The organism is Streptomyces sp. NPDC002867, from assembly GCF_053591895.1.
Window position 1 is genome coordinate 71,620 of record NZ_JBSFUR010000022.1, and the last position, 24,208, is coordinate 95,827.

The following is a 24,208-nucleotide window of genomic DNA, read 5'->3' on the forward strand; positions in this document are numbered from 1 at the left end:
CCCAGGTCGGGACGATACACCAATATCGTCACTCAGGGACATAGTTCCTCTACTCTCCGTGACGACCTGCGAGGATGAGGGCACGCCACGCATTCGAGTGACTTCAAAGCGTGATTATGGGCCCGACTGGCAACCTTCAGGCGCCGGTGGTCGTCACCACGTTGCGCAGAGGCTCCCCGGAGGCGAACCGGGTCAGCTGATCGGCGAGCAGCCTCTTGGCGCGGGGCATGAACGCCGAGGTCGAGCCCCCGACATGGGGGCTGATCAGTACGCCCGGCGCGTGCCACAGCGGATGGCCCGCGGGCAGCGGCTCGGGGTCGGTGACATCGAGTGCCGCGGTGAGCCGCCCGCTCTCCACCTCCGCGAGCAGGGCCTTTGTGTCGACGACGGTGCCGCGCGCGACGTTCACCAGCAGCGCGCCGTCCTTCATCCGGGCCAGGAAGTCGGCCCCCACCAGGCCCTTCGTCTGCTCCGTGAGCGGCGTGGAGACGATCACGACGTCCGCGTCGGGCAGTAGTTCCGGCAGATCGGCGAGTGCGCGCACTTCGCCGCGCTCCGTTGCCCGGGCGGAGCGCGCGACGCGCGCCACCCGCGCGCACTCGAAGGGCGCGAGCCGGTCCTCGATGGCCGCGCCGATGGAGCCGTAACCGACGATGAGCACCGACTTGTCGGCGAGGGCCGGATAGAAGCCGGCCCGCCACTCCTCGGCATCCTGCCCGCGCACGAAGCCGGGGATGCCGCGGAGCGAGGCGAGGATCAGCGCGAGCGTCAGCTCGGCGGTCGACGCCTCGTGAACGCCCCGGGCGTTGCACAGGCGTACACCCTCGGGCAGCAACGGAAGGCCCGGCTCCACATGGTCGATACCGGCGGAGAGGGTCTGCACGACGCGCACGGACCGCATCGCGGGCAGGGGCCGTATGGCGACCTCCATGCCCTTCATGTACGGGACGACGTAGCACACGCAGTCGGCGGGGTCGGCCGGGAAGTCCGGTCCGCCGTCCCAGAACCGGTACGTGAGGCCCGACTCGGCGGGCGCGGGCAGGCCGTCGATCTCGTCGGCGGGGATGGGCAGCCACACATCAGCAGTCATGGTCAGGAGGCTATGCGAAGGGCTCGGCGGGCCATTGGTTAGTTTTGACGACGGCCAGGGGGCCCGACGGGAAGGTACGGGGAGTTGGAGCGCAGGACAATCGGTGCGGCGGCCCTCGAAGTGGGCGCCGTCGGGCTCGGCTGCATGCCGATGAGCTGGGCCTACACGAGCTCCGAGCAACGCGGGGAGCGCTCGCTGCGCGCCGTCCACGCCGCGCTGGACGCCGGTTCGACCCTGCTGGACACCGCCGACATGTACGGCCCGTTCACCAACGAACTGCTGATCGGCAGGGCGCTGAAGGAGCGGCGCGCGGAGGCCTTCGTGTCGACCAAGGCGGGGCTCCTCGTCGGGGACCAGCACATCGTCGCCAACGGCCGCCCCGGGTACGTGAAACGCGCCTGCGACGCGTCGCTGCGCCGCCTGCAGACCGATGTGATCGACCTCTACCAGCTGCACCGTGCCGACCCCGAGGTGCCCGTCGAGGAGACCTGGGGCGCGATGGCCGAGCTGGTGTCGGCGGGCAAGGTGCGGGCGCTCGGGCTGTGTGCCGTCGGAGCGCGCGCCGGACGGCGCTCCGGCGCGGACGTGCACGCGCAAACGATCCGGCAGCTGGAGCGGGTCCAGCAGGTGTTCCCGGTGAGTGCGGTGGAGGCGGAGCTCTCGGTGTGGTCGCCGGAGGCGCTGGAGCGGCTGCTGCCGTGGTGCGAGGCGCGCGGGATCGGGTTCCTGGCGGCGATGCCGCTGGGGAACGGGTTCCTCACGGGGACGCTGACGCCCGGGCAGGGCTTCGAGGCGGACGACGTGCGGGCGCGCCATCCGCGGTTCACGGCGGAGATGATGGCCGCCAACCAGCCGGCGGTGGCGGGGCTGCGGCGGATCGCGGAGCGGCACGGGCCGGGGACGACGCCGGCGCGGGTGGCGCTGGCATGGGTGCTCGGGCAGGGGCGGCACGTGGTGCCGCTGCCGGGGACGAAGCGGCCCGAGTGGGCGGTGGAGAACGCGGGCGCCGCGGATCTGGAGCTGACGCCGCGGGACCTCACCGAGATCGCGTCGCTCCCGTCGGCGCAGGGTTCCTGGGACTGAGGACGGGATGCGGGAGGCGGCGCGGCCGGCCCGAGCGGGGCGGCGGCGTCCGGGAATGCACCGCCGCTTCCGTGGCGGGTCGCGCGAACGTACCGCCGAACGTTCTGGCGAACGTTCTGGGGAAGATCGGGAACCTCCGGGCGGGCTGCGGTGTAAGAACAGTAGTCAGGCAGTTCACCCGGCTCGCCGGGCAGCGCAAGCAGCCGTCGAAGGGATCACCACCGTGCACCGTCCTGCGTTGACGGCCGTCGTGGCCGCCGCCGTGCTCTTTCTCACGGCCGGGTGCTCCTCCGGCGACGGGAGGCATCCGGCGGGCAGTGCCGGGCCGTCGTCGGACCGGACCGCCTCCCCCACCGGCGGCTCGCCCAGCGCCTCCCCCGCCCCCTCCGGGCCTCCGGCGAAGGGTTCGGTGAAGGTGGTCTCGACCCTGACGGAAGGGCTGCAGTCCCCTTGGGGCGTGGCGGCCCTGCCCGGCGGGGATCTGCTGGTGGCCTCGCGCGACGAGGGCACGATCACCCGCGTGTCGGCGGACGGGGGCAAGCAGACCGAGATCGGCTCCGTGCCGGGCGTCGCCCCCGGCGGGGAGGGCGGTCTGCTGGGCCTCGCGGTCTCCCCCTCGTTCGCCTCGGACCAGCAGGTCTACGCGTACTTCACCACCGCGTCCGACAACCGCATCGCCCGCATGCTGTACGACGAGCGGAAGCCCCCCGGCCAGCAGCTGGGCGCGCCGGACACGGTGCTCCGCGGCATCCCCAAGGGGGTCATCCACAACGGCGGGCGGATCGCCTTCGGCCCGGACAAGATGCTCTACGCGGGCACGGGCGAGACGGGTGAGACGGGTCTCGCGCAGGACAAGGAGTCGCTGGGCGGCAAGATCCTGCGGATGACCCCGGACGGTCAGCCGGTCCACGGCAATCCGGAGGCCGACTCGGTGGTCTATTCGTACGGGCACCGCAATGTGCAGGGCCTCGCCTGGGACTCCGAGAAGCGGCTGTGGGCGGCCGAGTTCGGGCAGAACACCTGGGACGAGCTCAATCTGGTCGAGCCGGGGAAGAACTACGGCTGGCCCGCGGCGGAGGGCAAGGCGGGCAAGGCGGGCTTCGTCGACCCGGTGGCGCAGTGGCGGACGGCGGACGCCTCGCCGAGCGGTATCGCCTATGCCGAGGGGTCGATCTGGATGGCCGGTCTGCGGGGCGAGCGGCTGTGGCGGATCCCCCTGTCCGGCGCGGAACCTTCCGCCGAGCCCCAGCCGTTCCTCGAGGAGGAGTACGGCCGTCTGCGCACCGTGCTGTCGGCGGGCGGGAACCAGGTCTGGCTGGTCACCAGCGAGACGGACAACCGGGGCACGCCCGAGCCCGGTGACGACAGGATCCTCCGGCTGGAGGTGGGATAGGAGGCGGCCGGTCCGTGTTCCACACCTTCGACGAGTTCTTCGCCCCGGGCCGCAGACATACCGACGAGGAGCGGCAGCGCCTGGCGCTGACCCGGGCCGACGTCGGGGACGGCGACCCGGGCAGCGGCCCCATAGACCTGGCGTCGGGGCGCGTCACGATCCGGGTTCCGCAGGGACCGCCGTCCCCTGCGGACGAGGCTCCGTCCCGCCCGGAAGACCCGGACCCGTGACCCGCCGCAGGCGGTGCGGCATGGCCGCTGCTTCACCCCCGGCCGGAGTGGGTGGTTCACGGCTTCTGCCGTTGCCCTCGACGTGAGCGGCGGCGCGGCGGGCGTGTCTGAGGTACCCCCGGGACCGGCTGCCGAGCACCCCGCAACAGCCGGGCCTACGGCTCGTACACGTACGGCGTCGTCGTCGCCAGGGCGGCGAAGCCGAGGCGTTCGAGGATGGGGCCGCTGTCGTCGGACGCGTCGACCTGCAGGTACCGGACGCCCCGGCGCGCCGCGGCCGCGGCCCGGTGGGCGACCAGGGCGCGGTAGATGCCGCGGCCGCGCCACTCGGGGTGGGTCCCGCCGCCCCACAGACCGGCGAAGTCGGTGCCGGGCGTGAACTCGATCCGGGCCGCGCAGACCGGCAGGTCGCCCGCCATCGCGACGGTCATGAGGACCGTGTCCGGCGTCTGGGCGAGCTGGGCGAGGAGCTGCTGCCTCAGCCGGGTGCCGTCCGTGCCGAACGCCCTGTCGTGGACCCACATCGTCAGCTCGACGCCCGCCGGGCCGGTGACCGCCTCCAGCCGTACGCCGTCCGGCAGTTCGGGGACAGCGGGCAGCCCGGACGTCTCGGCGACGAGCAGGGTCTCCTCGGGCTCGGGCCTGAAGCCGGCCGCGAGGAGCCGGCCGGCGAGGTCCCGCGGTGCGTCGTGGCTGTAGAGCTTCCATTCGAAGGCGAGGCGGCGCTCGGCGAAGTACCGCACCTGTTCCGCGATCTCGGCGTCCGCCGTGTCCGCCGTCAGGTCCGACCAGAGGACGCCGCTCCAGTCGCCGCCGGCCCCGACCTGCCGGACGACGCGGCCGGAGCGTTCGGTCAGGGGCCCGGTGGCACCGGGTGTGGTGGTACGGCGGCGTATCTGGCGGTCGAAGAGCGCGAGCACGGCTGTGTGATCCATGCGCGCATTGGAGCAGTCGGCCGCCCGCGGCGGCCAGCGCTTTTCCGGCGACACGGGGCTCGGCATCGCACGGCGTGGCGCGGGACGGGGCGGGGCGGGGTCACACGGCGTGGCGCGAGGCAGGGCGGGTTGGGGTCACGGGCGTGACGCAAGGCGGGGCGGGGGCCGTGGCGCGGGACGGGGCGGGCCGCCCTCACGAGGCCCGCCGGAAGGTCGCTCGGCCGCTACGCGGCGGAGGCCCGCCGCTCACGCCATTCCGGCGCCAGGATCGACCAGGTCTCCATGTCGTGCCGGGCGCCGCGGTAGGCGTAACTCTCGCGCAGCACACCCTCGTACGTCATCCCCAGCCGCTGGGCGACGGCGATGCTGGGCTTGTTGGCGGAGGAGACCTGCCATTCGACGCGGTGCATGCCGCGCTGCCCGACCGCCCAGTCGATGATCACCCGCACCGCGCGGGTGACGAGCCCGCGGCCCGCCGCCGACGGCTCCAGCCAGCAGCCGGCCTCGCAACTGCCCATGGCCAGGTCGAAGGTGCGGAAGAGCACGCCGCCGACCAGGGTGCCGTCCAGCCAGATGCCGTAGACGCGCCCGGTGTCGGCCGCCGCCTTGTCCGCGTAGGACTGGAGGAACGCGCGGGCGGATGCCAGGTCCGCGGCGGCGTCGGGCAGTCCGACGTACCGGCCGATGAACTCGCGGCCCCGTTCTATGTGCGCGAAGAACTCCTCGGCCTGCCACGGCTCCAGGGGGCGCAGTTCGGCTCCGTCATCGCCCAGGCTTACCGCGAACACTGTGCTCCTCGGGGATCAGGGCACGAGTTCGCCTTGATCGCCCGTGCGCTGCACGGGGATCTTCGCACGCGCGGCGTCGCGGCACTCCGGCTTTTCGATGCTGATGCGCGGCAGCCGGCGGTCCATCCAGCGGGGCAGCCACCAGTTCGCCCCGCCGAGCATGTGCATGAGGGCGGGGACGAGCAGGGTGCGCAGGACGAAGGCGTCCAGGGCGACGGCGGCGGCGAGGCCGATGCCGAACATCGCGATGACGCGGTCGCCGCTGAGGACGAAGGCGAGGAAGACCGAGATCATGATCACGGCAGCGGAGTTGATGACGCGGCTGGTCTCGGCGAGGCCGACCCGTACGGCGCGCCGGTTGTCCCCGGTCTCCAGCCACTCCTCGTACATCCGGCTGACCAGGAACACCTGGTAGTCCATGGAGAGCCCGAAGAGCACCGACACCATGATCACGGGCAGGAACGGCTCGATGGGGCCGGCGCTGCCGAGGCCGAGCAGTTCGCTGCCCCAGCCCCATTGGAAGATCGCGACGACGACGCCGAAGGCGGAGGCGACGGCGGCGACGTTCATCGCGGCGGCCTTGAGCGGGATGCCGAGGGAGCGGAAGGCGAGCAGCAGGAGCAGGCAGCCGAGTGCGATGACGACGCCGACGAACAGGGGCAGCTTGCCGACGATGATCTCCGCGAAGTCGTCGTAGCTCGCGGTCACTCCGCCGACGTGGGCCGTCAGGGAGCTGCCCTGTTCGGCGGCCGGGAGGATGTCGTCGCGCAGCCGGTCGACGAGTTCGCTGGTCTCCCGGGACTGCGGCGAGGTGTCCGGCACGACGGTGAGGAGCGCGGTGTCGCCGCTGCCGTTGTACGCGACGGGGCCGGCGGACGCGATGCCGTCGGTGGCGCGCAGGGTCTGGGCCAGCCGGTCCATGGCGAGTTCGTCGTCGGCGCCGTCGAGGGAGGCGACGACGGTGAGGGGCCCGTTGACGCCCGGCCCGAAGCCGTCGGCGAGCAGGTCGTACGCCTGGCGTGTGGTGGCCGTCGCAGGACCGTTGCCCTGGTCCGAGGTGCCGAGGCGGAGCGAGAGGGTCGGCAGGGCGAGCACGAGCATCACGACGGCGGCGACGGCGCCCAGCGGCTTGGGGTGGCGTTCGACGAACGCGGACCAGCGGGAGGCGAGGCCGGTGGGCAGTTCGGGCCGGGGGCCGCGCCTGGCGAGCCGGCGGCGCTCGCGGCCGCTCAGGGCGCGCGTTCCGATGAACGAGAGCAGGGCGGGCAGCAGGGTCACGGACGCGGCGACCGTGAGGACGACGGTCAGGGACGCGGCGATCGCGACCCCGTTGAGGAAGCCCAGGCGCAGTGTCAGCATGCCGAGGAGGGCGATGCAGACGGTGGCTCCGGCGAAGACGACGGCACGGCCGGTGGTGGCCACGGCCTCGCGCGCCGCCTCGGCGACCGGGAGCCCTCGTTTGAGGCCCTTGCGGTGTCTGGTGACGATGAACAGCGCGTAGTCGATGCCGACGCCGAGGCCGATGAGCAGGCCGAGCATGGGCGCGAAGTCGGCCACCGGCATCACGTGGCCGAGGAGCACGATGCCCGCGTACGCGGTCCCGACCGAGACGAGCGCGGTGGCGATGGGCAGCAGGCTGGCGGCGAGTGAGCCGAACGCGAGCAGGAGGACCACGGCGGCGACGGCCACGCCGACGATCTCGGCCGTGTGGCCGCCGGGCGCCTCGGTCAGGGCGACGGCGCCGCCGCCGAGCTCCACCCGCAGGTCGCCCTCCTCCGCCGCCTTCGCGGTGTCGACGAGTGCGCGCGCCTGGGACTCGGGGATGTCGTCGGCGTGTGCGTCGAAGGTGACGACGGCGTACGCGGTGCGCCCGTCGGCGCTGATCTGTGCCACGCCCTGGCTGCCGTAGGGGCCGGTGACGGAGGCTATGCCGTCGAGGCCGGCGACGCGGTCGAGCATCGCGGACACGCGCTGCTCGACGGCCGGGGAGCGGACGCTGCCTTCCTCGGTGTGCCACACGACGGTGTCGGTGTCACCGACGCGGCCGTGGAAGCCCTCCTCCAGCAGGTCGGTGGCGCGGCCGGACTCCGTGCCCGGGACGTCGTAGTCGTTGGAGTACGCGGACCCCGCGATGCTCGCGCCCGTTGCGGTGCCCCCGAGGGCGAGGAGCCAGAGCAGGACGACGACGAGTCGGTGCCCGACGCACCACCGGGCGATAGCTGACACCGACCTGCTCCCTGAGTGGTTCGTGGATCTTTGACCGGGAACAGCCCGCAAAGAACTCATGATCTGCGAGGAATACTCTCGCAGGCAATCGTGATCCTTTGCCCGTTTCGTGTCGTTGCTCACACAGGTGCGCGGAAGCGGGATGATCTTCCCTTCCCGCCTCCGAGCACCGCGTGCGCGTACCGCGCGATGGGCGGCCCGAGGCCGCGTGGGTCAGCCGGAGACGCTGGCGCGCCCGTTCTCGATGTGGCCCATCAGCCTGCGGCGGAAGCCCTCGTCGCCGTCGGCGGTCACCTCGATGTCGTACCAGCCGTGCGCGTCGGCGGCGGAGTGCACCACCGTGCGGCTGCGGCCCGCCTTGACCGTGACGCTGCGGGTCCACGTGCGCAGGTCGGCCTCGTCGACGTAGCCGAGCGGGCGGACGGTGAAGGTGACGGGCTCGCTGCCGTGGTTGCGGAGCGTGAGGTGCACATCGCGGTCGTGGTGGTCGATGTGCGAGGTGACCTCGGCGGCTCCCCGGGCCCGCCCGGCGAACTCCCGACGGAAGCCGTTGGGGCCGGTGACGGTGAAGCGGTAGTGGTCACCGGTGAGGGGCACGCTCCACTGCGCCTCCCCCTTCACGTCCGTGTGCTGCGGTATGTCGAACTCGCCTGCGTACGGGTAGAGCGCGAAGTGCGCGCTCGCGCGCCCGGTGTTGCGCAGCGCCACCGTGACCGTCTCACCGTCCGTCGTCCCGTGCGCGTCGGGCTGGTAGGGCAGCGGGCGCGCCGGGCGGGTGCCGGGCTCCTGGACCGGCATGTGCTGTTCCGCCGGCGGCACCGGACGCCAGCGCCCCGTGAAGGGGGGGACCGGTCCCGGCTGCTCGACCTCCGGCTGCGGCCTGCCGCGCCCGAAGTCGAACGCCGAGGTGAGGTCGCCGGTGACCGTGCGCCGCCAGGGCGTGATGTTGGGCTCCTCGATGCCGGTCCACTTCTCCAGCAGCCTGATCACCGACGTGTGGTCGAAGACCTCGGAGCAGACGTAGCCGCCGACCGACCAGGGCGAGACGACGAGCATCGGCACCCGGATGCCGAGACCCGTGGGCAGCCCCTGCCAGCGCTCCTCGGTGGTGTCGGCCGGCGGCACGGGCGGCGGGACATGGTCGAAGAAGCCGTCGTTCTCGTCGTAGTTGATCAGGAGGACGGTGTGCCGCCACACCTCGGGGTGCGAGGCGAGCGCGTCGAGCACCTTGTAGACGAGCGACGCGGAGGCGATCGGCGAGGACGAGCCGGGGTGCTCGGAGTCGACGGCGGACGGCACGAGGTAGGAGACCTCGGGCAGCGTGCCCGCGGCGACGTCGGCCCGGAAGGCGTCGGCGAGCCGGCCCGTCTCCACCCGGCGCAGGCCGCGCTCGAAGAGGGAGCGCTCGGCGTCGGTGAGGGTCCTCACGCCCTCCTCGAGCGCGGCGAGCAGCCGGTCGCGCTCGGCGGCGTCCGCGGTCCCGCGCACCTTCGCGTAGAAGGCCTCCATGTACGTGAAGTCACCGGCCTTCGCCAGCGCCTTGCGCGCGATCTTCTTGAACGTGGTGAAGAACTCGATGTTGTTGTCGGTGAAGTTCTCCCACTCCGTGTACGTCTTCCAGGTGCGGCCCGCCTTCTCCAGCCGTTCCGCGTACGTCGGCCACGGGTAGCCGGGGTGGGTGCCCTCGGCGTACGCGGCGTTCGTCACGGCGCGGCGGCCGTCGGCCTCGTAACCGGTCCAGCCGCTCCACAGGTGGTTGCGGTTGGGGCTCGTCGAGGTGTGGGTGGAGGAGTGGTAGGCGTCGCAGATGGTGAACGTGTCCGCGAGTTCGTAGTGCAGCGGCAGGTCGCGGCGGTCGTAGTACGCCATGGTGGCCGCGGTCTTGGCCGTGATCCAGCCGTCCATCCAGCCGCTCCGCCAGGCCTTCGCGCCACCGGTCCACGAGTGGTCGAGGTCGCCGATGTACTGGAGGTCCTTCTTCTGGGCCTCGGCCGCGTCGCGGACGGGGAAGGGCAGAACCGTGCCCTTCGGTCCCGGCTGCTCGAAGACCGGCTTGCCGGAGGGCAGTTGGACGGCGTTGCGGTCACCGAAGCCGCGAACGCCGCGCAGGGTGCCGAAGTAGTGGTCGAAGGAACGGTTCTCCTGCATCAGGATCACCACGTGCTTCACAGCGCGCAGGCCGCCCGTGGGCGGTTCGGCGGCCAGTGCGGCCTGGAGGGACGGCGGCAGCAACGAGCCGACGGCGGCGGCGCCGACGGCTCCTCCCCCGAGTGCGAGCATCCTTCTGCGTGAGATTTCCGGTGACATGCCCGACCTCTTCGTCGACGACCAATGGTTCTGCTGCGATCCATTGAATGGTTACGGCCGGGACGGTAGTGAGAGGGGATGTCGAGGAGAAGGCCTGGTGACGACTCCGTGGTGAACGTCCAAGAAGCCGCGCCGGGAGTCCAAGCGAGATCCGGCCAGCGGAACCCGGTCCGAGAAGAACCGCCCAGGCGCCCGGAGACCGGCCTGCGGCAAAAATCGGCCTCGGTCGGCAAGACCGCCGGAATTGTCGGTGGGCCCTGGCACCATGGCCGACATGGACTACAGGGGGATCGATCAGACGGCACTGACGCCCGCGGACGCGGCGGAGTTCGCCCGCATGCTCCACGACGCGCCCGGCCCTCATCTGGGCCGCGCCCCCGTCCCGGTGCTCGTGCACGGCCCAGGCGCCCTGCTCGCCGAGCGCCGCGAGGCGTTCCGCGGGGTGTACGAGACGATCACGGCCCGGATAGGCCAGCCGACGCTCTACGGCGGTTCGTCACAGGGGCCCAGCGTCCGCTGGCGGGACGGGCACCGGCTGGTGCTCCTGGCGGGTGACCACCGGCAGGTGGGGCTGTCGGTCCACGAGACGGAGGCCCTGGAGGACGAGGAGCACCGCGCGTTCGAGTGGGGCGGGGCCTGGACGGGCGACGAGCCGCACGGGCCCGACCTCCTGCCGTACGTATGGCAGTTGGACCGCAGCGGCCCGGGCGAGCGCCCCCTCGCGCGGCCCGGCGGCCGGCTCGCCCCGACCCTGGAGCACTTCCGGACCGGGCTCGAACTGCTCCTCGCGGCATGGGTGGAGCAGCTGCCCGTGCAGGTGGGCACCGACTGGGCCAGCTTCTGCGTGACCAGCTCCGCCGACCGCGGCCGCCGGATCCTCGTGTCGTACAGCATCGAGGACGGGCTGTACGCGTCGGTCGACGACCGCGACGGGGAGGACGGCGAGGAGCGGGCCCACCTGATGCTGGCCCGCGGCTGGCAGTCACGCGACCGGGGCTGGTGGCAGACGGAGTTCACCGAGCCGGAGCGGGAACACGCGGCCGCGCTCGCCCACTTGGTGGTGGCCGAGCTGCGGGCCCGCGGCACGACGGAGCCGGAGGAGCTGCGGGCCCGGGACGTCAGCTGCAAGGACCGCGGCGAGATGTGGCTGCCCGGCCTCGGCATACGTCACTGACGCTCCCCGCTGCCCTCAGGCGCCGAGAAGTCCGGTGGCCGGGTCGAGCCGGCCCGTCAGCGGCTGGAGGTCGTTCGGCACGCCGGCGAGGCGGTTGAGCCCCGTGAGCTGCTCGGAGGGCGCGGGCAGGTCCTCGCGGTGCTCGGGTGCGACCGATTCGGTGGAGAGGGCGTCGAGTTCGTCCGTCACCGAGAGGGACGTCGGGCCGTCGAGGGGAGCGGCGCTCGCGGCGGGTGCGGCGAGCGCGGAGGCGCCGGTGGCGAGGGCGAGGGCGGCGAGTACGCGGTGTGCGGTTGTCATGCCGTGAGCAACGCGGCGCGCAATCATGGGTCACGGCCCGGCCCGGCCGCTCACCCGTGCGGCACGGCTCCCACGGGGCCCCAGGGCGGTGCCACGGCCACCGGGGCACAGGTGGCTCGCCGCCGGACCCGGCCCACGGCCGGGCCCGCGCCGCGGGTTGGCTCCGGACGTGCGGGGAGGGCGGCACGTCGTGCGTGCCGCCCTCCGACCGGACAGGGGCGTCAGCCCTCGACGCCCAGCTTCTCCAGGATCAGCTCCTTGACGCGCGCCGCGTCCGCCTGGCCGCGGGTCGTCTTCATGACCGCGCCCACGAGCGCGCCCACCGCCGCGACCTTGCCGCCGCGGATCTTGTCCGCGATCGCCGCGTTGCCCGCGATCGCCTCGTCGACGGCCGCGCCGAGCGCGCCCTCGTCCGAGACGACCTTCAGACCGCGCTTCTCGACGACCTGGTCCGGGTCGCCCTCGCCGGCGAGGACGCCCTCGATGACCTGGCGGGCCAGCTTGTCGTTGAGGTCACCGGCCGCGACCAGCGCCGTCACGCGGGCGACCTGCGCCGGCGTGATGGGGAGCGAGGACAGGTCCACACCCTGCTCGTTGGCGTTGCGCGCCAGTTCGCCCATCCACCACTTGCGCGCCGCGGCCGCGTCGGCGCCCGCGTCGGTCGTGGCGACGATCAGGTCGACCGCGCCCGCGTTGAGGATGGACTGCATGTCGTGCTCGGAGATGCCCCACTCCTCGCGCAGCCGGTTGCGGCGCACGCGCGGCAGCTCGGGGAGCCCGGCACGCAGTTCCTCGACCCACTCGCGGGCCGGGGCAACCGGCACGAGGTCCGGCTCGGGGAAGTAGCGGTAGTCCTCCGCCTCCTCCTTCACACGGCCCGACGTGGTGGAGCCGTCGTCCTCGTGGAAGTGGCGGGTCTCCTGGACGATCGTGCCGCCGGACGAGAGCACCGCGGCGTGCCGCTGGATCTCGTACCGGGCCGCACGCTCGACGCTGCGCAGCGAGTTGACGTTCTTCGTCTCGGAGCGCGTACCGAACGCGGACGAACCCTTCGGCATCAGCGAGAGGTTCACGTCGCACCGCATCTGGCCCATCTCCATGCGCGCCTCGGAGACGTCCAGCGCCCTGATGAGCTCACGCAGCTCGGCCACGTACGCCTTGGCGACCTCGGGGGCGCGCTCACCCGCGCCGACGATCGGCTTGGTGACGATCTCGATCAGCGGAATGCCGGCGCGGTTGTAGTCGAGCAGGGAGTGGGACGCGCCGTGGATACGGCCCGTGGCACCGCCGACGTGCGTCGACTTGCCGGTGTCCTCCTCCATGTGCGCGCGCTCGATTTCGACGCGGAAGACCTCGCCGTCCTCCAGCTGGACGTCCAGATAGCCGTTGAAGGCGATCGGCTCGTCGTACTGGGAGGTCTGGAAGTTCTTCGGCATGTCCGGATAGAAGTAGTTCTTCCGGGCGAAGCGGCACCACTCGGCAATCTCGCAGTGCAGCGCGAGGCCGATCTTGACGGCCGACTCGACGGCGGTCGCGTTGACGACCGGGAGGGAGCCGGGCATGCCGAGGCAGGTGGGACAGGTCTGCGAGTTGGGCTCGGCGCCCAGCTCCGTGGAGCACCCGCAGAACATCTTGGTCTTGGTGCCGAGCTCGACATGGACCTCCAGGCCCATGACGGGGTCGTAGGACGCGAGGGCGTCCTCGTACGACACCAGTTCAGTGACGGTCACGATGAAACTTTCCCTCTCAGCCCAGCAGAACGTCGTCGTCGCCGAGCCGCTTCAGCTCGCGGTAGAGGATGGCCAGACCGGTGACGATGGCGGCGGCGGACACGGCGGCGTCGACGAGCCGCAGGAGGTCACCGTCCTCGCGGGCCAGCTTGGCCTGCTTGGCGACGCTGATCGCCCCGAAGGCGGTGGTGCCCAGCGACACGTACAGCCCGGTCTTGGACTTCTTGAAGTTCTTGGCCTTCTTTGCCATGGCACTCACAGCGACGGAGCCTCCTCAAGCAGCGGGTGCCCCCAGCGTTCCACGAACGCCGCCTCGACGGCGGCACCGACCTTGTACAGCCGGTCGTCCTTCATGGCCGGGGCGATGATCTGCAGGCCGACGGGCAGGCCGTCCTCCGGTGCGAGACCGCAGGGCAGCGACATGGCCGCGTTGCCGGCCAGGTTGGTCGGGATGGTGCACAGGTCCGCGAGGTACATCGCCATCGGGTCGTCGGCCCGCTCGCCGATCGGGAAGGCCGTGGTCGGCGTCGTCGGGGAGACGATGACGTCGACGCTCTCGAACGCCTTCTCGAAGTCGCGCGTGATGAGCGTGCGGACCTTCTGCGCGGAGCCGTAGTACGCGTCGTAGTAGCCGGAGCTGAGCGCGTACGTGCCGAGCATGATGCGGCGCTTGACCTCGGGGCCGAAGCCGGCCTCGCGGGTGAGCGCGGTGACGTCCTCCGCGGACTTCGTGCCGTCGTCGCCGACGCGCAGGCCGTAGCGCATCGCGTCGAAGCGGGCGAGGTTCGAGGAGCACTCGGACGGCGCGATCAGGTAGTACGCGGCGAGTGCCAGGTCGAAGGACGGGCAGTCCAGCTCGACGATCTCGGCCCCGAGCTCCTTCAGCAGCTCGACGGACTCGTCGAAGCGCTGCAGGACACCGGCTTGGTAGCCCTCGCCGCGGAACTGCTTGACGATGCCGACGCGCATGCCCTGGACGGAGCCGTTGCGGGCAGCCTCGACGACCGGCGGGACCGGGGCGTCGATGGACGTCGAGTCGAGCGGGTCGTGACCGGCGATGACCTCGTGCAGCAGGGCCGCGTCCAGGACCGTACGGGCACAGGGGCCGCCCTGGTCGAGGGACGAGGAGAAGGCCACCATCCCGTAGCGGGACACGCCGCCGTAGGTCGGCTTGACGCCGACGGTCGCGGTGACGGCGGCGGGCTGACGGATCGATCCGCCGGTGTCCGTACCGATGGCGAGCGGGGCCTGGAAGGCGGCCAGCGCGGCGGCCGAACCGCCGCCGGAGCCGCCCGGGATACGGGTCAGGTCCCAGGGGTTGCCCGTCGGGCCGTACGCGCTGTTCTCGGTCGAGGACCCCATGGCGAATTCGTCCATGTTGGTCTTGCCGAGGATGACGACGTCGGCGGCCTTGAGCTTCTTGGTCAGGGTCGCGTCGTACGGCGGGATCCAGCCCTCGAGGATCTTGGACCCGACGGTGGTCGGGATGCCCTCGGTGGTGAAGATGTCCTTGAGCGCGAGCGGCACGCCGGCGAGCGGGCCGAGCTTCTCGCCCTTGGCCCGCTTCTCGTCGACGGCGCGGGCCTGCGCTAGGGCGCCCTCGCGGTCGACGTAGAGGAAGGCGTTGACCTTCTCGTCGACGGCGTCGATACGGGCCAGGTGGGCCTCGGTGACCTCGACGGCCGTGAGCTCGCCCGCGGCGATCTTCTCGGCGGTCTCGGCGGCGGTGAGCCTGATGCAGCTCTCGATTGTGTTCTTGGCCGTCATGTGATTAGTCCTCCCCCAGGATCTGCGGCACCTTGAAACGCTGCTGCTCCTGGGCCGGGGCGCCGGAGAGCGCCTGCTCGGGGGTGAGCGACGGACGGACCTCGTCCGCGCGCATGACGTTGGTCAGCGGCAGCGGGTGGGAGGTCGGGGGTACGTCTTGGTCGGCGACCTCGGAGACGCGGGCGACCGCGCCGATGATGTCGTCGAGCTGTCCGGCGAAGTGGTCGAGCTCTTCGTCCTTCAACTCGAGACGCGCCAGCCGGGCGAGGTGGGCGACCTCCTCGCGCGTGATGCCAGGCATGCAGCGATCCTCAGGGGTGAGTGTGATGGTTTTGGCCCAATCCTATGGGGCGGGGCGGGGTGACCGTGAAACGGTTTGCCTCCGGGACGCCCGGCCCCCGGCTCCCGGGTCCGCATCACGCCGCCGCCGACGCCTGGCCCGGGGTGCGGGACAGGGCCGGCCGGCCGGCCGGGCCACGCCGCGCACCCGGCCCCGTTGCCCCTGCCCCGCGCCCGCGAGCAGCACCCCTCCGGACCGGCCTCCGGCGACGCGAGACCGCCACGTCGTGCGGCCCCGGCCTACGGGACCGCGTGGCCCGGTGTGCGGTTCGCGCCGTTCGGCGACGGAGGACGTTCGCCCGCCGGGAGCGCCGGGCGGTGCCAGCCCCGCTCCCCCCGGGCCAGCAGCCACGCCGTCGTCTCCTGGGGCGGCATCGCCGCCGCCACCAGCCACCCCTGCACCGCGTCGCAGCCCAGGTCCCGCAGCCGCTCCCACGTCTCGTCGTCCTCGACGCCCTCCGCGACGACGAGCAGGCCGAGCGAGTGGGCGAGGTCCACGGTGCACCGGACGATCTCCGCGTCCTCGGTGTCCACGGCGAGCCGCGCCACGAAGGACCGGTCGATCTTCAGCTCGCTGACCGGGAGCCGGCGCAGGTGCACCAGCGAGGAGTAGCCCGTGCCGAAGTCGTCGAGGGACATCTTCACGCCGTGGTCGGCGAGCCCGGCCAGCGTGTCGGCGGCCCTCTGCGGATCCTCCAGGAGCACGTGCTCCGTTATCTCCAGCTGGAGCGCCCCCGGCGGGACCCCGTGCCGCGCGAGCCGCGCGGCGACCGCGCCGGCGAAGCCGGGGGTGTGGACGTCGCGGGGGGAGACGTTGACGGCGACAGGGACCGTGAGCCCCTGGGCCCGCCACTGCGCGACCTGCGCGAGAGCCGTCTCCAGGACGTACTCCGTCAGGTGGGGCATCAGGCCCGAGGACTCGGCGATGGCGATGAACTCGTCCGGCGGGACCCGCCCCCGCTCCGGGTGCACCCAGCGCACCAGTGCCTCCAGCCCCGAGACGTGCCCGTCGAAGCGGACCTTGGGCTGGTAGTGCAGCTCGACATCGCCCGCGTCCAGCGCGCGGCGCAGATCGCCGAGGAGGCCGAGCCGGTCGGGAGTGTTGCTGTCCCGCTTCGACTCGTACACCTCGACGCCCGTGCGGTCCCGCTTCGCCTGGTACATCGCGACGTCCGCGCGGCGCAGCAGTCCCTCGGCGTCGAGGGCGTGGTCGGGGAAGACGGCGAGTCCGGCGCTCGCCTCCAGCACGAGGGTGAGCCCGTCCAGGTCGAGCGGCGAGGACAGTTCGGCGACGAGATGACGGGCGACGCGCTGCGCGCTGGTCGTGGAGTCGGCCGTGGGCAGCAGGACGGCGAACTCGTCGCCGCCGAGCCGTGCCGCCTCGGCCCCGCGCGGCAGCGCGAGCCGCAGCCTCTCGGCGATCTGGAGCAACAGCCTGTCGCCCGCGAGATGGCCGAGGGTGTCGTTGACCGCCCGGAAGCGGTCGAGGTCGATGAGGACGAGTGCGGAGCGCGCGCCGGAGCTCTCGGCGTCCTCCAGCGCGGACCAGGTGCGCTCCAGCAGCCACTGACGGTTGGGCAGCCCGGTGAGCGGGTCGCGCAGTTGCTCCTCGGCCCGGGCCCTGGCGATCCACAGGGTGGAGTCGAGCGCGATCAGCGGTACGGCGAACAGCGGCAGGAGCACGGGCATGGCCACGGTGACGACGCTGATGAGCGGGGCGATGCCGACGAGGGCGAGGGCGACCAGGCCCTGCCGAAGGAGGGCGGTGCGGGCGACGGTGGGCAGTCCGCCGCCCTGCGGGGCGAGGACGTACCACAACAGGAGCCGGGTGACGGCGAGGTAGGCGGTGGCGACGAGCATGACCTCGGGCGCCGCCTCGACTTCCCAGCCCAGCGGATCCCATGGCTCCTCGACACTGGGGACGACTCCGAAGGCGGCGAGCGCGAGCGCCGCGGCGCCGATCCCCAGGATGTCGACGGCGCCGTGCAACAGGCCCTGGCGCCATCTGCCCCGGCACGCGGCGCCGACGAGGGCGACGACCGAGAGACTGACGAGCCCGGCGGGCACCCAGCCGAACAGCAGCAGGACGGCCAGGGTGAGCGCGGCCCCCGAGCCGGTCCCGCCCCACCAGCGGTCGCGGCCGAGTGCCACGAGATGGCCGACGATGATCCCGGTGAGCAGCGCGAGGGACCAGCCCTCGGTGGAACCGGGGAACAGGGCGTGTCCTTCGCGTACGGTGGTGACGACTCCGGTCACGAGCACGAGTGCGGCGGCCGCGACGACGGCCGCGGGCAGCCCGGGGGTCCGGCCCACCAGGGCCGCGAATGCACGCGGCCGTGGGGCCGGGGCGGCGCTCTCGGTCGGTTTCATTCCCGTCCCTCTCACAGCCGGCGGTGCCGATGCGGTCCTGCCCCGTCGATCCTGCCGGGCCTGATCGAACAGGACGGGGCCGGGCGATGGCTCCCGTTGTCATGCCACCACGACTGAAATCCCACCACGCAGCCGTGCACGACAGGCGCACATCTCAACAGTAGGCCGCAGGAGGCTCGGACGGGCAGCGCTCTACAGCTCTTGCCCGAATGCGACCCGACCACCCTTATCCATCTGGTATGCGCTGAACGGGTGACCTGTACTGGCCGTTCCACCGGCGCTCCACGCGTCGCTTTCCGGCCCTGCGCGCCCCTTCCGGGCTCCCCCGTGCGCCCCGGGATGAACCACCCATTTCCCTGCGTGTCATGCCTCTTCGGTCACAGCGGCCTCACGGGCCGCATCCGGGCCCTGCTCCAGCAGGACCGCGAAGCCCGCTTCGTCCAGCACGGGCACCTTCAGCTGCACGGCCTTGTCGTACTTCGACCCGGGGTTGTCACCGACCACCACGAAGCTGGTCTTCTTGGAAACGGAACCGGCCACTTTCGCACCGAGGCTCTGGAGCGCCTCTTTTGCGCCATCCCTCGTGTGGTGCTCCAGAGTGCCGGTGACGACGACCGTCAACCCCTCCAGCGGGCGCGGGCCTTCGTCCTCGCCGGTCGTCTCCGCCTCCAGCGGGACGCCCGCCGCACGCCACTTGCGCAGGATCTCGCGGTGCCAGTCCTCCGCGAACCACTCCTTGAGGGAGGCGGCGATGATCGGTCCCACGCCCTCGGTCGCGGCGAGCTCGGCCTCGGTGGCCTGCTCGATCCGCTCGATGGACGGGAACTCGCGGGCCAGGGCGGCGGCGGCGACCGGACCGACATGGCGGATGGACAGCCCGTTGAGGAAGCGGGCGAACGGGCGCCGCTTGGCGGCCTCGATGTTCTCCAGCATCGCGAGGGCGTTCTTCCTCGGGCCGCCCTCCTTGTTCGCGAAGACGGTGACGACCTTGTCCTCTCCGGTCTTCGGATCGCGCTTGGGCAGTCCGCTGTCCTGGTCGAGGACGTACGCCTTGATGGGCAGCAATTGCTCCACCGTGAGGTCGAACAGGTCGCCCTCGTCCTTCAGCGGCGGGTCGGCAGGCTCCAGCGGACGCGTCAGCGCGGCGGCGGCCACCTTGCCGAAGGCCTCGATGTCCAGGCACTCGCGGCCGGCGAGGTAGAAGAGGCGCTCGCGCAACTGGGCAGGGCAGGAACGGGCGTTGGGACAGCGGATGTCGACGTCGCCCTCCTTCATCGCCCGCAGCGGCGTCCCGCACTCGGGGCACTCGGCCGGCATGACGAACTCGCGCTCGGTGCCGTCCCGCAGGTCCACGACGGGCCCGAGGATCTCCGGGATGACATCGCCCGCCTTGCGCAGCACCACGGTGTCGCCGATGAGGACGCCCTTGGCCTTGACCACGTCCTGGTTGTGCAGGGTCGCGAACTCGACCTCGGAGCCGGCCACCGTGACCGGCTCCACCTGCGCGTACGGCGTGACCCGGCCGGTGCGGCCCACGCCCACGCGGATGTTGACCAGCTTGGTGTTGACCTCCTCCGGCGCGTACTTCCAGGCGATGGCCCAGCGCGGGGCGCGTGCGGTCGAGCCCAGCCTGCCCTGGAGCCGGATCTCGTCGAGCTTGACCACGACGCCGTCGATCTCGTGCTCCACGGAGTGGCGGTGCTCGCCGAAGTAGGCGATGAACTCCCGCACCTCGTCGAGTGAGCCCACGACCTTGTTGTGCCGGGCGACGGGCAGTCCCCATTCGCGCAGCAGGCCGTACGCCTCGGACAGCCGGTCGATGTCGAAGCCCTCGCGGGCCCCGATGCCGTGCACCACCATGTGGAGCGGCAGCTTGGCGGTGACCCTGGGGTCCTTCTGGCGCAGCGAACCCGAGGCGGAGTTGCGCGGGTTGGCGTACGGCTGCTCGCCCGCCGCCACACGGCGCTCGTTGAGCTCCTGGAACTTCTCCATCGGGAAGTAGACCTCGCCGCGGATCTCCACGAGGTCGGGGATGCGGTCGCCGCGCAGCCGCTCCGGGATCTCGGCGATGGTGCGCACGTTCGGTGTGATGTCCTCGCCGATGCGGCCGTCGCCCCGGGTCGCCGCGCGGGTGAGGCGGCCCTTCTCGTACGTGAGGTTGACCGCGAGGCCGTCGACCTTGAGCTCGCACAGGAAGTGGTAGCCGGGCGCGCCGACGTCGCGGGCGACGCGCTCGGCCCAGGCGGCCAGCCCGGCGTCGTCGAAGGCGTTGTCCAGGGAGAGCATGCGCTCGCGGTGCTCGACCTTGGTGAGCTCGGTCTCGTAGTCCCCGGAGACCTTCTGGGTCGGCGAGTCGGGGGTGCGCAGTGCCGGGTACTCCTCCTCGATCGCCTCCAGCGCGCGCATGAGCCGGTCGAACTCGGCGTCGGAGACGATCGGGGCGTCCTTCACGTAGTACCGGAAGCGGTGCTCCTCGACCTGCTCGGCGAGTTGGGCATGCTGCTCCCGCACATCGGCGGGCAGTGCCGTCTGCTGTTCGCCAGCCACCGTTTCGTCCTTCCGTCTGCCGTGCACCCGTTACTCAGGGTTGTCCGCGAGTGATCTCGCGGCCCGGACGCAGTGGGCGAGCGCCGCGCGTGCGTACGCGGGGGACGCGCCTGCGAGGCCGCAGGAGGGGGTGATCACGACCGACTCGGAGAGACTCCCCGGATTCAGCCCCAGCCTGCGCCACAGTGTCCGTACACCCTTGACGATATCGGCGCCCACCGACAATCCGGCCGATGCGGTGTCGGTGGAGGGGACGACGCCCGCGAAGAGCTTGGTACCGCCTTCGACGGCCTCGCCGATCGCCTCCTCCTCACGCTCGGTGAGCAGGCCGAAATCGAACGAGATCCCGTGCGCCCCGGCGCGGCGCAGCAGCGCGAACGGCACCTCGGGGGCACACGAGTGCACGACCACCGGACCGTCCGTGACCGCGACGACGTCGCGCAGCGCGCTCTCGACGATCTGGCGGTCCACGGCGCGGTGGGTGCGGTAGCCGCTCGCCGTGCGGATCTGCCCGCGCAGCACGGCGGTCAGGGACGGCTCGTCGAGCTGGAGCACGACCTGCGCGCCGGGCACCCTGCGGCGGACGTCGGCCAGGTGGCCGCGCAGTCCCTCGGCGAGCGATGCGACGAGGTCCCGGCAGGCGCCGGGGTCGCCCAGCGCGGCCTCGCCGCCGCGCAGTTCGAGGGACGCGGCGAGCGTCCAGGGGCCGACCGCCTGCACCTTGAGCGGGCCTTCGTACCCCTGCGTGAACTCCTCCAGCGCGTCCAGGTCCTCACCCAGCCAGGAGTGCGCGCGGCGGGTGTCGCGGCCGGGCCGGTCGCTGACCCGCCAGCCGCTGGGCTCGACATGGGCGTACATCTCGACGAGCAGCCCGATGGTCCGCCCGATCATGTCGGCGCCGGGCCCGCGGGCGGGCAGCTCGGCGAGGTACGGGAAGTCCTCGCAGGACCCGGTGACGGTCCGCGCGCTCTCGCGGGCGTCCGAGCCGGGCATGGACCCGATGCCGGTCGCCGCTCCCCAGGTGAAGTCCTGTTTCTCGCTCACTCGGGAAGCGTACGTGGCCCGTGCGGCTCCGGCGCGGGCCCGGTCCCCTCAGCGGCCCGGCCGCACGGTCAGGTCGTTGATCTCGGCGTCGCGCGGCAGGTCGAGGGCCGTGAGGATCGTCGTGGCGACCGACTCGGGGTCGATCCAGCGCTCCGGATCGTACTCCTTGCCCTCCTGGGCATGGACCTTGGCCTGCATCGGGCTCGCGGTGCGGCCCGGGTACACCGAGGTCACCCGCACCCCGGCCGCGTGCTCCTCGTGCCGCAGCGAGTCGGCCAGCGCCTTGAGGCCGTGCTTGGAGGCCGCGTAGGCGCCCCATTCGGCGTGGGCGTTCAGTCCGGCGCCGGAGTTGACGAAGACGACGTGGCCCCGGGCCACACGCAACTGGGGCAGGAAGAGGCGGGTCAGCTCGGCGGGCGCGATCAGGTTGACGTTCAGCTGGTGGCGCCACGTCTTGGGGGTCAGCTCGCCGACCGGGCCGAGGTCGACGATGCCGGCGCTGTGCAGAAGCGAGTCGATGCGGTCGGGCAGGGTCTGGTGGCCGAGCGCCCAGGAGATGCGGTCGGGGTCGTCCAGGTCGGCGACGAGGGTGCGGGCGCCGGGGAACCGCGCCGCGAACTCCTTGGCGCGGCCCGCGTCCCGTGCCACGAGGACGAGTTCGTCGCCCCGCTCGTGCAGCCTGCGGGCGACCGCCGCGCCGATGCCGGATCCCGCGCCGGTGATCAGATGTGTAGCCATGCCCGCCATGCTCGCACTAGCGGACGCCGAGGCTCTCCTCCAGGTAAGCCATGGCGGCCACTCCGTCCTCGGCGAAGAACACCAGGTCGGGCAGGGGAAGCGGCAGGAAGCCCTCGTCATCCATCCGCTGGAACTGCTCCTTCAGCCCGTCGTAGAAACCGGCCGCGTTCAGCAGGACCACGGGCTTCGTGTGGTGGCCGTGCTTCTTGAGCTCCAGGATCTCGGTGGCCTCATCCAGCGTCCCCGTGCCGCCGACCATGATGACGACCGCGTCGGACTTGGCCAGAAGCAGCGCCTTGCGTTCGGCGAGGTCCTTGGCGATGACCATCTCGTCGGCGGTGGCCCGCGCCTTGGCCTGCAGGAACTCCACCGACACGCCGACCAGCCGGCCGCCCGCCTCCTCGACCCCGTCCGCGACGACCTTCATCAGCCCGACGTCGGAGCCGCCCCACACCAGGGTGTGGCCGCCCTTGCCGATGAGTTCGGCGAACTCGCGCGCGGGGCGGGTGTAGCGCTCGTCGAGCTCGGCGGCGGAGAGGAAGACGCAGATGTTCATGCGCCCACCGTACGGGCCCGGAGGGTCTCCGGAAATTCCTTCGCCGCCACCGATGAGATGCACCCGGCGGCCCCGTCTGCCCTCTCATGGAGAACTCGAGCAGGACGCTCAACAGGACCGAATCGGCGGACGGTACGCGCATCGTCTACGAACAGCGCGGCGACGGAACGGCGTTGGTCCTGGTCGGCGGGGCGCTGTGCACCGCCGCGTCGGACGCGCCGCTCGCGGAGCTGCTCGCGGAACACTTCACCGTGTTCACCTACGACCGGCGCGGCCGGGGAAGCAGCGGTGACACCGCTCCGTACGCGGTGGAGCGGGAGGTCGAGGACCTCGCCGCCGTGATCGCGCGGGCGGGCGGGAGCGCCCTGGTCCACGGCATGTCCTCGGGCGCCGCACTGGCGCTGCGGGCGGCGTCCGACGGGCTGCCGATCACCATGCTGTCGGTCTACGAGCCGCCGTTCGAGACGGACCCCGGGCGGCGGGAGGCGGGCCGGGGCTACGAGGCCCGGATGCGCGCCCTGCTGGCGGAGGCCGCCGGGGCGATGCGCTGGCGGAGTTCCTGGGCGCCGTGGGGATGCCGCCCGAGGCGTTGTCGGGCCTGCGGCAGCTGCCGGTCTGGGCGGACATGGAGGCGCTGGCGCACACGCTCGCGTACGACCACGAGGTGATGGGCGACGGCAGCGTTCCGGCGGCGAGGCTGGCGGCGGTGACCGAGCGCGTGCTGGTCGTCGACGGCGGCGCAAGCCCTGCCGGGATGCGGGAGGCGGCACGCGCGGTCGCGGCGGCGCTCCCCCGCGGCCGGCACCGGACCCTGACGGGCCAGACGCACGAGGCGGCGCCGCACGTGCTGGCGCCGACGCTGATCGACTTCTTCGCGGGGTGACGCGGGGGGGCCATCACCTGCCTCGCAGGACCACGGACGTACGCCGGAGTGGCGTACACGACGGACGGGCCATGGTCCGCCTTCGGCGGGACCGCTCGTCGGCATGAGTGCGATTACGGAGCTTCGGTCAGCACCGGCTTCTGAGGCAGCCCTCCGTTGTCCTCACACTTAAGCTCCTCGGCCACGGCAAGGGACGCGGCATGGACAACGGTCAGGCCGGCCTCACGGTGCTCCTTGGAGTCGTTCTTGAGGGCGGAATGGAGGCGGAACGCGCCGAGCACTCGCGCAGGGCGCTCGCGCGAGCCCTTCAACCGAGGGCTGACACACTCGAAGTAGAGCCGGGCTCCTCGCGGTCCCGCCTCGGCCTCCATGCCCATGGCGTAGGCCCGCTCACCCTCGGCACGCCGGCCCGTGCCGATGTCATCCGGCGCGTAGATCGAGAATCTGAGTGACGCTTGACCGGAGATCCCTGAGCCCTTCGGACTTACCGAGCACAGCTCATCCGCATAGCTCCAGGAACGGCCGGATTCGTATCCACTCTGAACAGCATCAGCCACACGCTCGAGGGCGCCGCGGCCAGTGTTTCCGTACGGCCCGACGCCCATGACGCGCTCAAATGCGTCTGTGGCTCTCCCCCTGAACACGCCGTCGCACACCTCGGACGCACCCACATAGCGAGGCGGCTCCTGGGACTCCTCACCGCCACAG

21 protein-coding genes are annotated in these 24,208 nt (G+C 72.1%); 6 read left to right on the forward strand and 15 right to left on the reverse strand.

The window, feature by feature from the left end; genetic code table 11:
* Positions 1–136: 136 nt before the first annotated feature.
* The gene (locus ACWD0A_RS21520) at positions 137–1,090 is read right to left on the reverse strand and encodes a 2-hydroxyacid dehydrogenase (protein WP_451300362.1); all 954 of its coding nucleotides are present in this window, start codon (positions 1,088–1,090) and stop codon (positions 137–139) included.
* Between the two features lie 84 nt (positions 1,091–1,174).
* Here ACWD0A_RS21520 and ACWD0A_RS21525 point away from each other — a divergent pair, with 84 nt between their 5' ends.
* The 3 genes from ACWD0A_RS21525 to ACWD0A_RS21535 all read left to right on the forward strand — a co-directional run bounded on the left by ACWD0A_RS21525 (position 1,175) and on the right by ACWD0A_RS21535 (position 3,796).
* Entirely contained in the window at positions 1,175–2,173 is a 999-nt protein-coding gene (locus tag ACWD0A_RS21525) for an aldo/keto reductase (RefSeq protein WP_451300364.1), read from the forward strand.
* Positions 2,174–2,396: 223 nt separating this feature from the next.
* Complete coding sequence (locus tag ACWD0A_RS21530; protein ID WP_451300366.1) at positions 2,397–3,566, forward strand: PQQ-dependent sugar dehydrogenase; 1,170 nt, start codon at positions 2,397–2,399, stop codon at positions 3,564–3,566.
* Between the two features lie 14 nt (positions 3,567–3,580).
* Positions 3,581–3,796 carry a DUF6191 domain-containing protein gene (locus ACWD0A_RS21535; protein WP_451300368.1) on the forward strand — a complete coding sequence of 72 codons (216 nt, stop codon included), beginning with the start codon at positions 3,581–3,583 and terminating at the stop codon, positions 3,794–3,796.
* Positions 3,797–3,951: 155 nt separating this feature from the next.
* Here ACWD0A_RS21535 and ACWD0A_RS21540 read toward each other — a convergent pair whose 3' ends face one another.
* From ACWD0A_RS21540 to ACWD0A_RS21555, 4 genes are all read right to left on the reverse strand, one after another.
* A complete protein-coding gene (locus ACWD0A_RS21540; protein WP_451300370.1) occupies positions 3,952–4,731 on the reverse strand; it encodes a GNAT family N-acetyltransferase in 780 nt (259 codons plus the stop codon).
* Between the two features lie 224 nt (positions 4,732–4,955).
* Complete coding sequence (locus ACWD0A_RS21545) at positions 4,956–5,519, reverse strand: GNAT family N-acetyltransferase (protein WP_451300372.1); 564 nt, start codon at positions 5,517–5,519, stop codon at positions 4,956–4,958.
* A gap of 15 nt (positions 5,520–5,534) precedes the next feature.
* Positions 5,535–7,745, reverse strand: coding sequence for an MMPL family transporter (locus ACWD0A_RS21550; RefSeq protein ID WP_451300374.1), 2,211 nt, complete (start codon positions 7,743–7,745; stop codon positions 5,535–5,537).
* A 213-nt stretch (positions 7,746–7,958) separates the two neighbouring features.
* A complete protein-coding gene (locus tag ACWD0A_RS21555) occupies positions 7,959–10,052 on the reverse strand; it encodes a phosphocholine-specific phospholipase C (protein ID WP_451300376.1) in 2,094 nt (697 codons plus the stop codon).
* 274 nt (positions 10,053–10,326) lie between these two features.
* On the opposite strand from ACWD0A_RS21555, the gene ACWD0A_RS21560 reads away from it, so the two are divergent.
* Positions 10,327–11,226 (forward strand): TY-Chap domain-containing protein, encoded by a 900-nt coding sequence (locus tag ACWD0A_RS21560; protein ID WP_451300378.1) that lies wholly within the window; start codon positions 10,327–10,329, stop codon positions 11,224–11,226.
* A gap of 15 nt (positions 11,227–11,241) precedes the next feature.
* Here the strand turns inward: ACWD0A_RS21560 and ACWD0A_RS21565 are convergent, their stop codons facing one another.
* The 10 genes from ACWD0A_RS21565 to ACWD0A_RS21610 form a co-directional block, all read right to left on the reverse strand.
* Positions 11,242–11,526, reverse strand: a complete 285-nt coding sequence (locus ACWD0A_RS21565) for a hypothetical protein (protein ID WP_451300380.1) — start codon at positions 11,524–11,526, stop codon at positions 11,242–11,244.
* Between the two features lie 221 nt (positions 11,527–11,747).
* Positions 11,748–13,256 (reverse strand): Asp-tRNA(Asn)/Glu-tRNA(Gln) amidotransferase subunit GatB, encoded by a 1,509-nt coding sequence (gatB, locus tag ACWD0A_RS21570; RefSeq protein WP_451300382.1) that lies wholly within the window; start codon positions 13,254–13,256, stop codon positions 11,748–11,750.
* 16 nt (positions 13,257–13,272) lie between these two features.
* A complete protein-coding gene (locus ACWD0A_RS21575; RefSeq protein ID WP_215185071.1) occupies positions 13,273–13,506 on the reverse strand; it encodes a hypothetical protein in 234 nt (77 codons plus the stop codon).
* A gap of 5 nt (positions 13,507–13,511) precedes the next feature.
* Positions 13,512–15,023 (reverse strand): Asp-tRNA(Asn)/Glu-tRNA(Gln) amidotransferase subunit GatA, encoded by a 1,512-nt coding sequence (gatA, locus tag ACWD0A_RS21580; RefSeq protein ID WP_451300384.1) that lies wholly within the window; start codon positions 15,021–15,023, stop codon positions 13,512–13,514.
* Between the two features lie 4 nt (positions 15,024–15,027).
* Complete coding sequence (gene gatC / locus ACWD0A_RS21585) at positions 15,028–15,324, reverse strand: Asp-tRNA(Asn)/Glu-tRNA(Gln) amidotransferase subunit GatC (RefSeq protein WP_016642027.1); 297 nt, start codon at positions 15,322–15,324, stop codon at positions 15,028–15,030.
* A gap of 278 nt (positions 15,325–15,602) precedes the next feature.
* Entirely contained in the window at positions 15,603–17,732 is a 2,130-nt protein-coding gene (locus ACWD0A_RS21590; protein ID WP_451300386.1) for a putative bifunctional diguanylate cyclase/phosphodiesterase, read from the reverse strand.
* A 363-nt stretch (positions 17,733–18,095) separates the two neighbouring features.
* Positions 18,096–20,279 (reverse strand): NAD-dependent DNA ligase LigA, encoded by a 2,184-nt coding sequence (gene ligA / locus ACWD0A_RS21595; protein ID WP_451300388.1) that lies wholly within the window; start codon positions 20,277–20,279, stop codon positions 18,096–18,098.
* A gap of 30 nt (positions 20,280–20,309) precedes the next feature.
* A complete protein-coding gene (locus ACWD0A_RS21600; protein ID WP_451300390.1) occupies positions 20,310–21,323 on the reverse strand; it encodes a methionine synthase in 1,014 nt (337 codons plus the stop codon).
* 48 nt (positions 21,324–21,371) lie between these two features.
* The gene (locus ACWD0A_RS21605) at positions 21,372–22,070 is read right to left on the reverse strand and encodes an SDR family oxidoreductase (protein ID WP_451300392.1); all 699 of its coding nucleotides are present in this window, start codon (positions 22,068–22,070) and stop codon (positions 21,372–21,374) included.
* A 7-nt stretch (positions 22,071–22,077) separates the two neighbouring features.
* A complete protein-coding gene (locus tag ACWD0A_RS21610; RefSeq protein ID WP_451300394.1) occupies positions 22,078–22,617 on the reverse strand; it encodes an LOG family protein in 540 nt (179 codons plus the stop codon).
* Positions 22,618–22,703: 86 nt separating this feature from the next.
* Here ACWD0A_RS21610 and ACWD0A_RS21615 point away from each other — a divergent pair, with 86 nt between their 5' ends.
* Positions 22,704–23,285: an alpha/beta fold hydrolase gene (locus tag ACWD0A_RS21615; RefSeq protein WP_451300396.1), complete on the forward strand. Its 582-nt coding sequence runs from the start codon at positions 22,704–22,706 to the stop codon at positions 23,283–23,285.
* Positions 23,243–23,500 carry a hypothetical protein gene (locus ACWD0A_RS21620; protein WP_451300398.1) on the forward strand — a complete coding sequence of 86 codons (258 nt, stop codon included), beginning with the start codon at positions 23,243–23,245 and terminating at the stop codon, positions 23,498–23,500. Before ACWD0A_RS21615 ends, ACWD0A_RS21620 begins: the two co-directional genes overlap by 43 nt.
* Positions 23,501–24,208: the final 708 nt, after the last annotated feature.

Excerpts from the sequence above, each read along its gene's own strand:
- ACWD0A_RS21605 (WP_451300392.1), bottom strand. The coding sequence starts at position 22,070 with ATGGCGGGCATGGCTACACATCTGATCACCGGCGCGGGATCCGGCATC.
- ACWD0A_RS21620 (WP_451300398.1), top strand. The coding sequence starts at position 23,243 with ATGGAGGCGCTGGCGCACACGCTCGCGTACGACCACGAGGTGATGGGC.
- ACWD0A_RS21520 (WP_451300362.1), bottom strand. The coding sequence starts at position 1,090 with ATGACTGCTGATGTGTGGCTGCCCATCCCCGCCGACGAGATCGACGGC.
- ACWD0A_RS21615 (WP_451300396.1), top strand. The coding sequence starts at position 22,704 with ATGGAGAACTCGAGCAGGACGCTCAACAGGACCGAATCGGCGGACGGT.
- ACWD0A_RS21555 (WP_451300376.1), bottom strand. The coding sequence starts at position 10,052 with ATGTCACCGGAAATCTCACGCAGAAGGATGCTCGCACTCGGGGGAGGA.
- gatA (WP_451300384.1), bottom strand. The coding sequence starts at position 15,023 with ATGACGGCCAAGAACACAATCGAGAGCTGCATCAGGCTCACCGCCGCC.
- ACWD0A_RS21610 (WP_451300394.1), bottom strand. The coding sequence starts at position 22,617 with ATGAACATCTGCGTCTTCCTCTCCGCCGCCGAGCTCGACGAGCGCTAC.
- ACWD0A_RS21565 (WP_451300380.1), bottom strand. The coding sequence starts at position 11,526 with ATGACAACCGCACACCGCGTACTCGCCGCCCTCGCCCTCGCCACCGGC.
- ACWD0A_RS21575 (WP_215185071.1), bottom strand. The coding sequence starts at position 13,506 with ATGGCAAAGAAGGCCAAGAACTTCAAGAAGTCCAAGACCGGGCTGTAC.
- ACWD0A_RS21560 (WP_451300378.1), top strand. The coding sequence starts at position 10,327 with ATGGACTACAGGGGGATCGATCAGACGGCACTGACGCCCGCGGACGCG.
- ACWD0A_RS21590 (WP_451300386.1), bottom strand. The coding sequence starts at position 17,732 with ATGAAACCGACCGAGAGCGCCGCCCCGGCCCCACGGCCGCGTGCATTC.
- ACWD0A_RS21540 (WP_451300370.1), bottom strand. The coding sequence starts at position 4,731 with ATGGATCACACAGCCGTGCTCGCGCTCTTCGACCGCCAGATACGCCGC.
- gatC (WP_016642027.1), bottom strand. The coding sequence starts at position 15,324 with ATGCCTGGCATCACGCGCGAGGAGGTCGCCCACCTCGCCCGGCTGGCG.